Source organism: Pseudomonas juntendi (assembly GCF_009932375.1).
Classification (GTDB): Bacteria; Pseudomonadota; Gammaproteobacteria; order Pseudomonadales; family Pseudomonadaceae; genus Aquipseudomonas; species Aquipseudomonas juntendi.
Genome location: NZ_BLJG01000019.1, coordinates 44,570 through 58,184, shown reverse-complemented (window position 1 = coordinate 58,184; position 13,615 = coordinate 44,570). Strand labels below are relative to the sequence as shown.

Genomic DNA, 13,615 nt, shown 5'->3' with positions numbered 1-13,615 from the left:
TCCTACGTTTGTTTCGGGCCAATTATTCCTGTGGGATTTGCGCGCGAACGCCTTGGTGCATGCCTCAATATCGCGCCGTACAAACAAGGCGGCCGCGCGCGCCTGTCACAGGCGTTACTGGCCCGAAACAAACGTAGGAGCGAGCGCAGCTCGCGATGCGCCGCGCGGGCGGCGCTCGATCTCACAGGCGCTGAAGATGCTGCGGATACCCTTGCCAGAAACCATTCTCCCACAGGTACAGCGCAGCACTCAGGCCCTGTGCTGATCCTGTGGGCTTGCCTGCGACAGGGCCAGTACAGGCGACACAAAAGAAAACGCCCCGAACCAGTCGGGGCGTTTCTGATTACTGCCAGGGCGCCTTACTTGCCTTCCCAGCGCTTGAGCACCAGGGTGGCGTTGGTGCCGCCGAAGCCGAAGCTGTTGCTCATGACCGTGTCGATCTTGGCGTTTTCTTCGGTTTTGCGCAGGATCGGCAGGTCGGCCACTTCCGGGTCCAGCTCGTCGATATTGGCAGAGCCGGCGATGAAGTTGTTTTCCATCATCAGCAGGCAGTAGATCGCCTCGTGCACGCCCGCGGCGCCCAGCGAGTGGCCCGACAGGCTCTTGGTCGAGCTGATCTTCGGCGCCTTGTCCTTGAATACCTCGCGAACGCCTTTCATCTCGGCAACGTCACCGACCGGGGTCGAGGTGCCGTGGGTGTTCAGGTAATCGATCGGGGTGTCGACGGTGGACAGCGCCTGCTGCATGCAGCGGATAGCGCCTTCGCCACTCGGGGCAACCATGTCGTAACCGTCGGAGGTCGCACCGTAGCCGACGATTTCGGCGTAGATCTTGGCGCCACGGGCCAGGGCATGTTCCAGCTCCTCGACCACCACCATGCCGCCGCCGCCAGCGATGACGAAGCCATCACGGTCTGCGTCATAGGCGCGCGAGGCCAGTTCCGGGGTTTCGTTGCGCTTGGTCGACAGGGCGCCCATGGCATCGAACAGGAACGACTGGCTCCAGTGCTCTTCTTCACCGCCGCCGGCAAAGACGATGTCCTGCTTGCCCCACTGGATCTGCTCCAGTGCGGTACCGATGCAGTGAGCCGAAGTGGCGCAGGCCGACGAGATCGAGTAGTTGATGCCCTTGATCTTGAACGGCGTAGCCAGGCATGCCGAAACGGTGCTGCCCATGGTGCGCGTGACACGGTATGGGCCGACGCGCTTGACGCCTTTCTCGCGCAGGGTGTCCAGCGCTTCCATCTGGTTCAGGGTCGAGGCGCCGCCGGAGCCAGCCACCAGGCCGGTACGCGGGTTGGACACCTGCTCTTCGGTCAGGCCGGAATCCTTGATCGCGTCCTGCATGGCCAGGTAGGCGTAGGCAGCCGCGTGGCCCACGAAGCGGTAGACCTTGCGGTCGATCAGTTCTTCGAGGTTGAGGTCGATGGACCCGGAAACCTGGCTACGCAGCCCCATTTCCTTGTATTCCGGGTTGTAACGGATACCCGGACGGCTGTTGCGCAGGTTTTCGGTGACGGTAGCTTTGTCATTGCCCAGGCACGAAACGATGCCCAGACCAGTGATAACGACGCGGCGCATGCGAATAACCCTTAGAAATTGTCAGTGGAGGTGAACACGCCGACCCGCAGGCCTTCGGCGGTGTAGATCTCGCGGCCGTCAACGCTGACCGAGCCATCGGCGATGGCCATGTTCAGCTTGCCCTTCAGGACGCGTTTGATGTGGATGTTGTAGGTGACTTTCTTGGCGGTAGGCAAAACCTGGCCGAAGAACTTCACTTCGCCCGAACCCAGGGCGCGGCCGCGGCCTGGCAGGCCCTGCCAGCCGAGGAAGAAACCGACCAGCTGCCACATGGCGTCGAGGCCCAGGCAGCCCGGCATGACCGGGTCGCCTTCGAAATGGCAGGCGAAGAACCACAGGTCCGGGGTGATATCCAGCTCGGCGACCAACTCACCTTTGCCGTACTTGCCGCCTTCTTCGCTGATGTGGGTGATGCGATCGACCATCAGCATGTTCGGCGCGGGCAGTTGCGCATTACCTGGGCCGAACAGCTCACCGCGACTGCAGCGCAGCAGGTCTTCCCGAGTAAAGGCGTGTTGTTTGGTCATGCGAGCTCCTCAATAACCCCCTGTGGCAGGGGATGAATCTTCCCGACCGACCCGAATAACCAACGGCTTCGGGGCGGTAGCCTACAGGTAGACTATTGCGTTGTGGTGAAAGTCACAGCGCACCTGGTGAAAGAAGTACAGGTGTGCACTGAAACGTCTATTTTCAGGGCCGATGAAGGTCCTGTCCAGTGTTTAAGACTGCCGCACTTTAGCATTTATCGCCAGTCGCGGTTGTCTGGCCGGGTAACCAGCGTTGCAGCACGCGCTGCAGTTCGCTGCGGCGCAAGGGTTTGCTCAGGTAGTCATCCATGCCGGCGGCCATGCATCGCTCGCGGTCGCCGTCGAGCGCGTTGGCGGTCAGGGCGATGATCGGCAGGCCTGTGCCTTTGTCCAGTTGGCGAATGCGGCGGGTGGCTTCATAGCCATCCATGTGCGGCAACCGGCAGTCCATCAGCACCGCGGCAAAGCGCTGGCGGCCCACCAGGTCGACCGCCTCGAGGCCGTCTGCAGCGGTGCACACCGTCAGCCCCAGGCTGCGCAGCATGGCTTCTATGACACTCTGGTTGACCGCATTATCCTCGACCAACAGCACCTTTTTCTGCTCGGCAGCCGCCGCCGGCGGGTCGAGTGGGTGCGGCAGTGGCGCCGGCGCCTGGCTGGCCAGGGCCAAGGGCATCTCCAGGGTGAACGTTGAACCCTGGCCCACGTGGCTCTCACCGCGCAGCTTGCCACCCATGCGCTCGGCCAGGGTGCGGGCGATCGACAACCCCAGCCCGGTGCCGCCATAGCGGCGGGAAATCGAGCTGTCCGCTTGCTGGAATGCGACGAACATCATTTCCAGGCGGTCGCTGTCGATACCGATGCCGGTATCACGCACGCTGCAGGTCAGCCAGATCAACTGCCGATCGACCACCTGCCAGCGGGCCTCGACCTGCACCTGGCCGCGTTCGGTGAACTTCAGCGCGTTGCCCACCAGGTTCAGCAGGATCTGGCGGATGCGCGTAGGGTCGCCGTTCACCTGCAACTGGCCGATGTCGGCCGGCAGTTGCAGGTGCAGCCCAAGGCCGCGTTGCTGGGCGCTGTGCTGGAAGGACTGGACGCTGCTGGTGATCAGCTCGCCGAGGTTGAAGTCGATGTGCTCCAGCTGTAGCGCGGCGCGTTCGATGCGCGAGAAGTCCAGAATATCGTTGATGACTTTCAGCAGGTGCCCGGTGGACTCGCTGGCCACGGCGGTGTAATCGGCCTGTTCGTTGCTGAGCGGGGTGGTTTCCAGCAATTGCAGCATGCCCATCACACCGTTCATCGGGGTGCGCAGCTCGTGGCTCATCATCGCCAGGAAATCGGACTTGGCACGGTTGGCCTGTTCAGCCTCTTCGCGGGCCTGGATCAGCTCGGCGATGGTTTGTTGCTGTTCAGCGCTGGCCTGCTCCAGGGCGCTGGCCAGGTTGTTGATGTGGCGCGCCAGGTGGCCCAACTCGCTGTCGTCTACCACCGGCAAGGGCGTGTTGTACTTGCCTTGCTGGATGGCCTTGACCGCGTGGCCCATGTCGCTGATCGGCTTGGCCAGGCTCAGGGCCAGGCGGCGAGCCAGCAAGAAGGTGAACAGCAGGGCGAACAGCGCGAGGATGCCCGCCTTGATCACGATTTCCTGCTGGCGCTGGCTGAACGCGTCATCGGACATGCCGACGATCACCCGGCCCAGGTAGTCGTCCCCGATGGCCGGGGTGTTGGCTTTGCCCTGTTGCAGAAAATCGTTGTCCAGGCGTATCTGCTGCAGGCGGATGGGCGCCTGGAACACTTCGACCTGCTGCGCGCGGTTGGCGCTTTCGTCGGACTGCTCCACGTAGACCAGGATGTGGTTGCGGCTGTCCTGTACCTCCAGGAAGCGGACGTGCGGGATGCTGAGGGTGGCCCGCATGAGCCCCTCGAGCACTTCGTTGTTACCGGAAATCACCCCGTACTCCGACGCGGGTGCCAGCTGGTTGGCGATCAATTGCCCGGTGTGGTTGAGTTCCTGGCGCAGGTCCTGGATACGAACGAAGGTAAAGAAGCTGATCAGCAGCAAGGTCAGCAGCAGCGCGGGGCCAAGGCTGATGATCTGGGTGCGGGTGTGAATGTCCCAACTCAGGCGTTTGCTGCTCATGGGGTGGGTTCTCCTTCGGCCAGCACCTGGGCGGCGGCGTTCGGATCGATCGGTTCAAGGCCCAGGGCCCGGGCCACTTGCTGGTTGCCGCTGACGCTGTAGCGCTTGGGGTAGAGGCTGCGCGGCCAGCGCGCCGGGGGCTGGTCGAGCAATTGGTCGAGTTCCGCCAGCCAGTCGTCCTGGTCGCTGTAGGTGCTGGCCAGTGCGCCGGCGCGGACAAAACCGGCGTTGGGGCCGATCAGCGCCATCTGCCGGCCATAGCTGCTCAGCAGCAGGTTCTTCGCCGTCTTGGAGTTGTACAGGTCAGGGTCGTCCAGCCCCAGCAGGACATCGCTGTTGCCCAGCAGGTGCTGCAATGGCCGGTTGTCGCGAGGGTCGGACCAGTCCTGGGCCACGATTTCCAGGCCCAGCGGCCGTGCCGCATGGCGCAGTTCCTCGAGCAGAAACCCGCTGTGCTGGCCGTACAGCACGCCGATACGCCGTGCCTGGGGCAGCAAGTAACGCGCCAGGCGCAACTGACGGGCCGGTGGCGCGTCATTCCACAAGAAGGTGAGAAACGCCGGGCGCGACTTTCCCAGGCGCTGCTCAGCCTGAACCCGGCTGACGCGCATGACCAAGGCCGGTGGCCCGGCGGTTTCGCTCAGGCGCCAATCGAGGGCAGCGTTGTCGAGCAGGATCAGGCGCTGGTCGGCCTTGAGTTTGCCCGGTGATGGCAAGTCGGCGGTGGTCTGGAAGTGCACATGGTCGTGCGGCCTGCGGTTTTCCAGCGCCGCCACGAAGCTGCGGATGCCGGGCTGGTCCTCGGCGCCGATCAGCAGGATCTCGCTGGCCGACAATGGGCCCAGCGGCCACAGGCACAGTACCAGCAGGCGCAACAGCAGGCTCATCAGAACTCCAGCTCCGCGCTGACGCTCAGGCGGTGGCGGCTGTCGTAGCGGTTCTGGGCTGCCGTGGTCGGTTCATCGTCCAGGCGCTGTTGCCACAACGCCGCCAGCTCCAGGTTGCTGCCATATACCCGGAAACGCTTGGCCAGGCGCAGGTCCAGGCGCTCGTAGCGGTACGCATTAAGGGCATCGTCGCCGTAGTAGAACAGCGCGCTCGACCAGCCGGCACCCCAGTCGCGCATCCACCCGGCCGAGCCGCTGTTGCGGGCGCTGAGGCGGCGATCGTCGGGGTTGCTGGCCCAGGCATCGACATAGGCGTAGGTCAGGCGCAGACGGTCGCGCAGGGTCGGGCGCCAGTCCAGTTGTGCCTCGCTGCCGCTGAAGCGGGCCTTGTTGGCGTTGCTGGCGATGTACTGGTTGTTGCGCAGCGGCTCGCTGATCATGCCGGTGATCTCGTCGTAGAACAGCTTCACGTCCATGCTCAGGTCGATGTCGCTGAAATAGCCGTTGTAGCCCAGTTCGCGCGAGCGCATGCGCTCTTGCTCGAGGTCGCCGGGGCCGCGGGTCTTGACGAAGTATTCGCCGTTTTGCAGGCCGAATGCATTGGGCGTGAGGTTCTTGACCGTGTAGCTCCAGTTGACGTTGTTCTCGAACATGTCGGGCGAGCGCACGGCCTCGGAATACACCGCACGCAGGCCATGGCGCGGGGTGATCAGGTAGTTGACCGCCACACGCGGGGTCAGCGAGTTGCCGGACAGCTGCGAGTCCTCGAACATGGCGCCGCCCTGCAGGATCCAGTGCTCGTCGGCGCGCCATTCCAGTTGCCCGAACAGGCGCCAGGTCTGGTCGTCGACGCTGCCGTTGAAGTAGGTCTGCGAATCGGCCCGGTCATAGCGGTAGTTCATGCCGCTGAGCAGGCGCAGGCTGTCGGTCAGGCTCAGGGTGTCCTGGATTTCCAGGTCGTAGCGGGTTTCGCGGGTACTCTGGTCAACATCGCCGCATACCTGTTGCTTGCCGCCGTTCTGCCATTGCTCCTGCACTTTCTGCAAAAGCCCTTGCAGGGCCGGGTCGTTCGTGGCCAGGGGGGCACCTGTGGCAATGCCGCGCGCCACGCTTTCGGCAAAGTCCGGGTTCAGTTGCCAGAGCTGGGTCAGCTCGGGGCTGAACGACTGCACCGCATCACAGGCGCGCCACACTTGCTGGCGGTCAAAATGTTGCGCCGAGGCCTGAACATAAAGGCTGTGTTCAGCGCTGAATTCCTTGGTCCAGCGCAGCGAGCCGGCGTAGTCCTTGGCGTTGACGTCGGCGTTGTTGCCGGCTTCGTACTGCTGGAAAACCGGCTGGTAGGTGTAGGGCCGTTGATTGCTGCCTTCTTTGGCCGCAAGTTGCCATTCCAGGGTCTGGTCGGTGGCCAGGGTATGACTGGCGCTGAGGTTGAAGCGGTTCAAACGGCGGCTGTCGCGGTAGTCCTGGCCGAACTGGTTCTCGTCGAAGCCGTCGTCGCGCTGGCCCGATACCGACAGGCGCATGTCGCCGCCCTCCCAGCCGAAGCCGTGGCTAAGGTAATAGTCGTTGATGCCATCCTCGCCGCGGGTCAGTTTCATCCGCGTGCCATGGCTGTCGGCCGGGTTGCGGGTCAGGATGTTGACCACGGCCATCAGCGCGTTGGCGCCATAGCTGACCGTGTTCGGGCCACGGAACACCTCGATACGCTCGATATCCTCCATGGCCAGGGGAATGTCGCTCCAGTCCACCGTGGCCAGGCCGGCACGGTACACCGAGCGGCCATCGATCAGCACCTGCATGCGCCGCGCGTCATTGGCGTTGCTGCCATGGTAGTTGACCGTGGGCTGGTTGCCGGCGCCGTAGCCGATCATCATGCCCGGTACCAGGCGCAGCAGCTCGGGGATGTCACGGGCACCGCTGGCGCGGATCAGTTCGCTGTCGATGACGGTCATGCTGCCCGGCACCGCTGCCGGCGACTGTTTCAGGCGCGTGGCGGTCAGAACCTGGGGCAGGTCGGTGTTGTCGATGAACAGATCCTCGGCCACGGCCGGGCTACCGAGCAGGGCGGTCAGTATGAGCAGACGCGGGAAAGGGGGCGTGCCAGGGAACACAGAGCAGCCTTGTCTCAGGATGGAAACAGGCATGGTAACCGACCTTGGCGCAATTGCCAGTGACCCGCCTCAAGCTTCTGGCTGCAGGCATGCCGTGCCAGGCTTTTCTCGCTGCCGGTAGCTCGAAGCTTGCAGCTTGGCTTTATAATGCGCCGGTCGCCACTTAATTTATGGCTTTAACGGATTGAATATGACTGAACAGCAACCTGTTGCAGTTCTGGGCGGCGGCAGCTTCGGCACCGCCGTGGCGAACCTGCTGGCGGAAAACGGTGTGCCGGTGCGCCAATGGATGCGCGACCCGGCCCAGGCCGAGGCCATTCGTGTCAATCGTGAAAACCCGCGCTACCTCAAGGGCATTCGCCTGCACGACGGGGTGGAACCGGTCAATGACCTGCTGGCCACCTTGCAAGCCAGCGAGCTGGTGTTCGTGGCCCTGCCATCCAGCGCATTGCGCAGCGTGCTGGCGCCGCATGCCGAGCTGTTGCGCGGCAAGGGCCTGGTCAGCCTGACCAAGGGCATCGAGGCGCAGAGCTTCAAGCTTATGAGCCAGATCCTCGAAGAGATCGCCCCCCAGGCACGCATCGGCGTGTTGTCCGGGCCCAACCTGGCCCGCGAAATTGCCGAGCACGCGTTGACTGCCACGGTAGTGGCCAGCGAACACGAAGCGCTGTGCCAGCAGGTGCAAACGGTGTTGCACGGGCGTACCTTCCGCGTTTACGCCAGTGCCGACCGTTTTGGCGTGGAGCTGGGCGGGGCGCTGAAGAACGTTTATGCGATCATCGCCGGCATGGCCGTGGCCTTGGGCATGGGCGAAAACACCAAGAGCATGCTGATTACCCGTGCCCTGGCCGAAATGACCCGCTTTGCCGTCAGCCTGGGCGCCAACCCCATGACCTTCCTGGGCCTGGCCGGGGTCGGTGACCTGATCGTCACCTGTTCGTCCCCCAAAAGCCGCAACTACCAGGTGGGTTTCGCACTGGGGCAAGGCCAGAGCCTGGAGGAGGCCGTCACCCGCCTGGGCGAAGTGGCCGAAGGCGTAAACACGCTCAAGGTGCTCAAGGCCAAGGCCCAGGAGGTGCAGGTGTACATGCCGCTGGTGGCGGGCCTGCATGCCATTCTGTTCGAGGGCCGCACGCTGAACCAGGTCATCGAGCACCTGATGCGTGCCGAGCCCAAGACCGACGTCGATTTCATTTCCATCAGCGGCTTCAACTGAGCCGAACAGAGCAAGGAGCGGTACATGAACGATACCCCGGAGCGCGCCCAGCGCGAGTCGATCATCCTGCGGGTGCTGTGGATGCTGGTGTTCCTGGTGGTTTGGCAACTGGCTGAATTGCTGTTGGGCGGCCTGGTGCTGGTGCAACTGGTCTACCGCCTGGTGTATGGCGCACCCAGCGCCAGCCTGATGAATTTCGGCGACAGCCTGAGCCAGTACCTGGCGCAGATCGGCCGTTTCGGCACTTTCCATACCGACCAGAAACCCTGGCCGTTCGCCGATTGGCCAGCAGCGCGTGCGCCGGAAGGCGAGGCGCCGCACGCCGTAGCCCCGGCCCCGCACCCTGTGCGTGACGAGGAGCCCAAGCTGTGAAACTGTGGGTACTGCGCCACGGTGAGGCCGAACTGCGGGCCAACAGCGATGCCGAACGGCGCCTGACTGCGCATGGTCGCGAGCAGGTGGTGCGCAGCGCTGCCCACCTGCTGGGGCAGCCATTGCAGGCGATCATCGCCAGCCCTTATGTGCGGGCCCAGCAGACTGCGGCGCTGGTGCATGAGACCCTGGGGTTTGCCGAGCCGCTGCGCACCGTGCCTTGGCTCACACCAGAGGCCGATGTGCAGCAGGTCATCGGCGAAATCGAGCGGCTGGGGCTGCAGCATGTGCTGCTGGTCAGCCATCAGCCGCTGGTGGGCAACCTGGTCGGGCTGCTGCAGCATGGCCACCTGCAACAGCCAGCGGCCATGAGCACGGCCAGCCTGGCTCAGCTGGAAGGGGAATGGCCCCTGGCCGGGCTGATGACCCTGAAGGCGCTCAACGCCCCTGCCTGAGCTTGCGGGGGCCTGAGGCCCCCGCACATTCCGAGATGGCAACTGACATTTTTGCCAGTTGTCGCGCGCCTCGACTGCTTGATAGCGTTGCCCGAAAACCAGCAGTCAGGGAGCGATGCATGAGCGGTGCGATGTGGGAGCTGCTGTGCTCCCTGGACCTGCAACCCACCATAGACCAGGTTGACCAAGGCGTTTCGCTGGACTTCGCCCAGTACAGCCTGCTGCGCGAGGCTGCCGACGCCAAGTTCTACCAACTGATGCGCAAGGTCGAGGGTTATACGGTGCCGGGGCCGATCGCCCGGCAACAGAGCGAGCACGACCTGCAGACCCTGCAGGATGCCTGCCTGCGGGTATCCCATCTGCTGCAGTCCAGCTGCCTGGCCCTGCGCCGGCTGCAGCTGGATTACCAGGACCAGCGCCTGGCCCGTGAGGCGCTGCAGAGCCAACTGGCCTACATGCAGGCCTGCCTTCGCCGTTCACTGGAGAGTTTCGACCACGCTTCATGGCCTGATAGCCGCCGCCGATGACCTTTCCGGGCATTGCCGAACCGGCTCGCCATGCCGACAATGGGCCATCATTCCCGTCCGGATCAGGCGCCATGTCGCAGCAGATCTTTTTCGCCCATGCCAACGGTTTTCCCTCGGCCACCTACGGCAAGCTGTTCGCCGCGTTGGCGCCGGACTATCAGGTCCAGCACCTGGCTCAGCACGGCCATGACCCGCGCTTTCCAGTGGATGACAATTGGCAGAGCCTGGTCGATGAATTGCTGCACCACCTGGCGCAGCAGGAGCAGCCGGTGTGGGGCGTAGGCCATTCGCTGGGTGGGGTTTTGCACCTGCACGCGGCGTTGCGCTGCCCCGAGTATTACCGTGGGGTAGTCATGCTCGACTCGCCGGTGCTGACCCGTGCAGACCAATGGTTGCTGCGCACCGCCAAGCGCTTCGGCTTCATCGACCGCGTCACCCCGGCCGGGCGCACCTTGGGGCGCCGTCAGCTTTTCACGGACCGCGACAGTGCCCGTGAGTACTTCGCCGGCAAGTCCCTGTTTCGCCAATTCGACCCCGACTGCTTGGACGCTTACATAGAGCATGGCCTGCAGGCGATGGAGCAAGGCCTGCAACTGCGCTTCGACCCGGCCACCGAGATCAGCATCTACCGCAGTATCCCGCATACCAGCCCCGCCCCGGCGCGACAGTTGCAGGTGCCGCTGGCCATGGTGCGCGGTGACCGCAGCAAGGTCATCCGGCGCCACCATGCCCTGGCGGTGCGTGGCATGCCGCAAGGGGAGTACCACAGTGTGCCAGGGGGCCACATGTTCCCGTTGGAGCGGCCTGCCGATACCGCCAGCCTGCTCAAGGGCCTGTTCGACCGCTGGGGCCAGGCATGAGCGCGCAGGTCCAGGAAGTTCGCCTGAGTTTGGGCCACATCGAACTGGCCGCGCATCTGTTCGGGCCTGTGGACGGTCTGCCGGTGATCGCCCTGCATGGCTGGCTGGACAACGCCAACAGCTTCGCCCGCCTGGCGCCGCTGTTGCGCGGCTTGCGCATCGTTGCCCTGGACCTGGCCGGGCATGGCTATTCGGAGCACCGCCCGCCAGGGGCCAGCTATGCCCTGGCCGACTACGCCCACGATGTACTGCGGGTTGCCGAGCAACTGGGCTGGCAGCGTTTCGCCCTGCTGGGCCATTCGCTCGGCGCCATCATTGCGGTGCAAGTGGCCGGTGCGTTGCCGGAGCGGGTCAGCCACCTGGCCTTGATCGACGGCGTTATCCCACCCACCGGCGCCGAGCAGGATGCCGGTGAGCGCCTGGGCATGGCGTTGCTGGCGCAGCTGCGCCTGGATGGCAAGCGCAAATCGGTGTACACCACCCTCGAGCAAGGTGTGCAGGCGCGCATGAAGGGCATGGTCGCGGTAAGCCGGGAAGCGGCCGAACTGCTGGCGCAGCGCGGGCTGATGCCGGTGCCCGGGGGCTACAGCTGGCGCAGCGACAGCCGCCTGACCCTGCCTTCGCCGTTGCGCCTGAGCGACGCCCAGGCCATGGCCTACGTGCGCCGGGTGAATTGCCCGGCGCAACTGGTGATTGCCGCCGACGGGATGCTGGTGCGCCATACCGCATTGCTGGAGCAGCTACCCTTTGAGCAAATGACACTGCCGGGTGGCCACCACCTGCACTTGAACGATGAGCAGGGCGCGGCCCTTGTCGCAGACTGTTTCAATCGCTTCTTTGGCTTTGCTTGACTTGCACCGGACAAGTGTCGAGGCTTGGCGGGTTGAAAGGGAGACAACCATGCAATTGCCAGACAACCTGGAGCTTCACCTCGGCGCACGGCGCCGCCTGGGTCGCCGATGAACGCGCCCCTGTCCATCCGCACCGTTGCAGCTGCCTGCCTGGCATTGGCCAGCCCGCTGCTGTGGGCTGGCAGCCTGCCGGTGCCTGCAGACGCCAACGTGGTCGACCAGCGCCCGGCCGTGGAGCAGGAGCGCGTCTACCCGCTGGGCCCATTGCGCAAGATCAGCGGTCGCCTGCGGGTTGACGACAAGGTCGAAAGCCGTGGCCAGGTCAGCTCGGTCACCTACGAGCTGCCGGTCGAACGCACCGCCCGCGAAGCCTTCACCAGCGCCCGCGAGGCGCTGCAGCGCGACGGCGGCTACCCGCTGTTCTGGTGCCAGGGCCGCGATTGCGGCGAGGCCAGCCTGTGGGCCAACGAGGTGTTTGCCAATGCCCGCCTCAACGGGGGGGACGAACAACAGGCGTTCATTCTGCTGCGCCGTTCGGCAGAACAGGCCGACACCCTGGTTGCGTTGTACAGCGTTACCCGCGGCAACCGCCGTGCGTATTTGCATGTGGAAGAGTTCGTCGCCGACAGCCCGTTGGGCGACTTGCTGCCCACGGCGGCCACGGTGCTGCGTGAAATGCGCGATACCGGCAAGCTCGACTACCCGGACCTGGCGGCACCCCAGCCTGCCTGGGCCAACCTGCTGGCACGCAGCCTGAACCTCGACAGTACCCTGCGTGCCAGCCTCAGCGGCGTTCAGGCCGAAGCCTGGCGCGAGGCGCTGATCAAGGCCGGGGTGCGCAACGGTCGCCTTGAAGTGGGCACTGCGCCCACCACTGGCTTGCACCTTGAACTGATTCGTTGAGCGGGTGCTGCGATGGTCAACAATGATCGCCTGCTGGTCCAGATTCTGCTGCTGGCGTTGCTGGGGGCCGGCCTTTGGGTCATGGCGCCGTTCATATCGGCATTGCTGTGGGGCGCTATCCTGGCCTTTGCCAGCTGGCCGTTGATGCGCCTGCTCACACGGGTACTGGGGGGGCGCGAGACCCTGGCGGCCAGCCTGCTGACCATGGCCTGGATCCTGATCGTGGCGCTACCGCTGGTGTGGCTGGGTTTCAACCTGGCCGACCACATCCGTGATGCCACCGCGTTCGTCCGTGACGTGCAGGTCGACGGCCTGCCAGATGCCCCGGCCTGGCTGGGGGGCCTGCCGTTCGTGGGCGAGCGCCTGGTCAGCTGGTGGCAGTCGCTGGACCAGCAGGGGGCAGCCTTGCTGGCCTCGGTCAAACCGCACCTGGGGCAGGTTGGCAACTGGTTGCTGGCGCGCAGCGCGCAAATCGGCAGCGGCGTGCTGGAACTCACACTCAGCCTGGTGTTCGTGTTCTTTTTCTACCGTGACGGGCCGCGTTTGTCGGCGTTCGTGCTGCGCCTGCTGCACCGCTTGATGGGCGACCGTGCCGCGTACTACCTGGAGCTGGTGGCCGCCACCGTGCAGCGGGTGGTCAACGGGGTGATCGGTACCGCAGCGGCGCAAGCACTGTTGGCGTTGATCGGTTTTCTGATCGCCGGCGTGCCGGGGGCCATTGTGCTCGGCCTGGTGACCTTCATGCTCAGCCTGATTCCCATGGGGCCGCCACTGGCCTGGATCCCGGCCACCGCCTGGCTGGTGTGGAAGGGCGAGTACGGCATGGCGGTGTTCCTCGGTATCTGGGGCACGTTCGTCATCAGTGGCGTGGACAACGTGCTCAAGCCCTACCTGATCAGCCGGGGCGGCAACCTGCCGCTGGTCATCGTACTGCTGGGCGTGTTCGGCGGCCTGCTGGCGTTCGGCTTCATTGGCCTGTTCATCGGGCCTACCTTGCTGGCGGTCGGCTACAGCCTGTTGCTGGACTGGAGCCGTAACGCCGTAGAGCAACCGCCCCAGCACTAGCCTGTACGGGCCCGCTTCGCGCAGGCGTGCGCGAAGCGGGCCGCGCCGCCGCCTCGACACCCTGATCTTTACGCATTCTTTATACCCCTCGCTGCCCCTCCATCTCGTTCCTTTA

14 protein-coding genes are annotated in these 13,615 nt (G+C 64.6%); 9 read left to right on the top strand and 5 right to left on the bottom strand.

The window, feature by feature from the left end; translation table 11 throughout:
* The coding region (locus GYA94_RS27875; RefSeq protein ID WP_218031586.1) for a hypothetical protein at window positions 1-265 on the top strand (265 nt) is incomplete at its 5' end.
* Between the two features lie 94 nt (window positions 266-359).
* Here the strand turns inward: GYA94_RS27875 and fabB are convergent.
* The 5 genes from fabB to GYA94_RS03015 form a co-directional block, all read right to left on the bottom strand.
* Window positions 360-1,580 (bottom strand): beta-ketoacyl-ACP synthase I, encoded by a 1,221-nt coding sequence (fabB, locus tag GYA94_RS03035; protein WP_029887743.1) that lies wholly within the window; start codon window positions 1,578-1,580, stop codon window positions 360-362.
* Window positions 1,581-1,591: 11 nt separating this feature from the next.
* Window positions 1,592-2,107: a 3-hydroxyacyl-[acyl-carrier-protein] dehydratase FabA gene (fabA, locus tag GYA94_RS03030; RefSeq protein WP_008089108.1), complete on the bottom strand. Its 516-nt coding sequence runs from the start codon at window positions 2,105-2,107 to the stop codon at window positions 1,592-1,594.
* Window positions 2,108-2,315: 208 nt separating this feature from the next.
* Window positions 2,316-4,250: an ATP-binding protein gene (locus GYA94_RS03025; RefSeq protein ID WP_161891766.1), complete on the bottom strand. Its 1,935-nt coding sequence runs from the start codon at window positions 4,248-4,250 to the stop codon at window positions 2,316-2,318.
* The gene (locus GYA94_RS03020; RefSeq protein WP_054911501.1) at window positions 4,247-5,137 is read right to left on the bottom strand and encodes a hypothetical protein; all 891 of its coding nucleotides are present in this window, start codon (window positions 5,135-5,137) and stop codon (window positions 4,247-4,249) included. Before GYA94_RS03020 ends, GYA94_RS03025 begins: the two co-directional genes overlap by 4 nt.
* Complete coding sequence (locus tag GYA94_RS03015) at window positions 5,137-7,284, bottom strand: TonB-dependent receptor plug domain-containing protein (RefSeq protein ID WP_174824168.1); 2,148 nt, start codon at window positions 7,282-7,284, stop codon at window positions 5,137-5,139. The genes GYA94_RS03020 and GYA94_RS03015 overlap by 1 nt, the downstream gene beginning before the upstream one ends.
* A gap of 157 nt (window positions 7,285-7,441) precedes the next feature.
* On the opposite strand from GYA94_RS03015, the gene GYA94_RS03010 reads away from it, so the two are divergent.
* The 8 genes from GYA94_RS03010 (at window position 7,442) to GYA94_RS02975 (ending at window position 13,500) form a co-directional block, all read left to right on the top strand.
* The gene (locus GYA94_RS03010) at window positions 7,442-8,467 is read left to right on the top strand and encodes an NAD(P)H-dependent glycerol-3-phosphate dehydrogenase (RefSeq protein ID WP_161891765.1); all 1,026 of its coding nucleotides are present in this window, start codon (window positions 7,442-7,444) and stop codon (window positions 8,465-8,467) included.
* Between the two features lie 24 nt (window positions 8,468-8,491).
* Window positions 8,492-8,839, top strand: a complete 348-nt coding sequence (locus GYA94_RS03005; RefSeq protein ID WP_029887739.1) for a DUF4389 domain-containing protein — start codon at window positions 8,492-8,494, stop codon at window positions 8,837-8,839.
* A complete protein-coding gene (gene sixA, locus GYA94_RS03000) occupies window positions 8,836-9,294 on the top strand; it encodes a phosphohistidine phosphatase SixA (protein WP_110676116.1) in 459 nt (152 codons plus the stop codon). Before GYA94_RS03005 ends, sixA begins: the two co-directional genes overlap by 4 nt.
* A gap of 131 nt (window positions 9,295-9,425) precedes the next feature.
* On the top strand, window positions 9,426-9,821 hold the full coding sequence (locus tag GYA94_RS02995) for a hypothetical protein (RefSeq protein ID WP_110676169.1): 396 nt from the start codon (window positions 9,426-9,428) through the stop codon (window positions 9,819-9,821).
* Between the two features lie 71 nt (window positions 9,822-9,892).
* Entirely contained in the window at window positions 9,893-10,681 is a 789-nt protein-coding gene (locus GYA94_RS02990; RefSeq protein WP_161891764.1) for an alpha/beta fold hydrolase, read from the top strand.
* A complete protein-coding gene (locus tag GYA94_RS02985) occupies window positions 10,678-11,532 on the top strand; it encodes an alpha/beta hydrolase (protein WP_161891763.1) in 855 nt (284 codons plus the stop codon). Before GYA94_RS02990 ends, GYA94_RS02985 begins: the two co-directional genes overlap by 4 nt.
* 108 nt (window positions 11,533-11,640) lie before the next feature.
* Window positions 11,641-12,435 (top strand): DUF4892 domain-containing protein, encoded by a 795-nt coding sequence (locus tag GYA94_RS02980; RefSeq protein WP_110676112.1) that lies wholly within the window; start codon window positions 11,641-11,643, stop codon window positions 12,433-12,435.
* A gap of 12 nt (window positions 12,436-12,447) precedes the next feature.
* Window positions 12,448-13,500, top strand: a complete 1,053-nt coding sequence (locus GYA94_RS02975) for an AI-2E family transporter (protein WP_047149931.1) — start codon at window positions 12,448-12,450, stop codon at window positions 13,498-13,500.
* Window positions 13,501-13,615: the final 115 nt, after the last annotated feature.

Coding starts and splice junctions, on each gene's coding strand:
- fabB (WP_029887743.1), bottom strand. CDS start 1,580: ATGCGCCGCGTCGTTATCACTGGTCTGGGCATCGTTTCGTGCCTGGGC.
- fabA (WP_008089108.1), bottom strand. CDS start 2,107: ATGACCAAACAACACGCCTTTACTCGGGAAGACCTGCTGCGCTGCAGT.
- GYA94_RS03025 (WP_161891766.1), bottom strand. CDS start 4,250: ATGAGCAGCAAACGCCTGAGTTGGGACATTCACACCCGCACCCAGATC.
- GYA94_RS03020 (WP_054911501.1), bottom strand. CDS start 5,137: ATGAGCCTGCTGTTGCGCCTGCTGGTACTGTGCCTGTGGCCGCTGGGC.
- GYA94_RS03015 (WP_174824168.1), bottom strand. CDS start 7,284: ATGCCTGTTTCCATCCTGAGACAAGGCTGCTCTGTGTTCCCTGGCACG.
- GYA94_RS03010 (WP_161891765.1), top strand. CDS start 7,442: ATGACTGAACAGCAACCTGTTGCAGTTCTGGGCGGCGGCAGCTTCGGC.
- GYA94_RS03005 (WP_029887739.1), top strand. CDS start 8,492: ATGAACGATACCCCGGAGCGCGCCCAGCGCGAGTCGATCATCCTGCGG.
- GYA94_RS02995 (WP_110676169.1), top strand. CDS start 9,426: ATGTGGGAGCTGCTGTGCTCCCTGGACCTGCAACCCACCATAGACCAG.
- GYA94_RS02990 (WP_161891764.1), top strand. CDS start 9,893: ATGTCGCAGCAGATCTTTTTCGCCCATGCCAACGGTTTTCCCTCGGCC.
- GYA94_RS02985 (WP_161891763.1), top strand. CDS start 10,678: ATGAGCGCGCAGGTCCAGGAAGTTCGCCTGAGTTTGGGCCACATCGAA.
- GYA94_RS02980 (WP_110676112.1), top strand. CDS start 11,641: ATGAACGCGCCCCTGTCCATCCGCACCGTTGCAGCTGCCTGCCTGGCA.
- GYA94_RS02975 (WP_047149931.1), top strand. CDS start 12,448: ATGGTCAACAATGATCGCCTGCTGGTCCAGATTCTGCTGCTGGCGTTG.